The sequence below is a fragment of the Inquilinus sp. OTU3971 genome (assembly GCF_038440215.1).
The window spans coordinates 1-302 of sequence record NZ_JASATH010000464.1 but is presented as its reverse complement, the minus strand read 5'-3'; the positions used below and the strand labels follow the sequence as shown (position 1 = coordinate 302).

General features: G+C 65.9%; 1 protein-coding gene. It reads right to left on the bottom strand.

The window, feature by feature from the left end; genetic code table 11:
- Positions 1–302 (bottom strand): phosphoketolase family protein (locus tag AAHM41_RS40430; protein ID WP_446719532.1); only part of this gene is annotated, 302 nt, incomplete at both ends.

The following is a 302-nucleotide window of genomic DNA, read 5'->3' as shown; positions in this document are numbered from 1 at the left end:
AGGTGGAAGCGGTCCAGCCGGTTCAGCACCACCATGTCGAAGGGCGTGGTCGTCGTGCCCTCCTCGCGATAGCCGTGGACATGGAAGTTGTCGTGGTTGGTGCGCTTGTAGGTCAGGCGGTGCACCAGCTGCGGATAGCCGTGGAAGGCGAAGATCACCGGCTTGTCCCGAGTGAACAGGGCCGTGAAATCCTCCTCCGGCAGCCCGTGCGGATGCTGCTCCTTCGGCTGCAGCGCCATCAGGTCGACGACATTGACCAGCCGGAGGCGCAGCGCCGGCAGCTGCTCGCGCAGCAGCGCCAC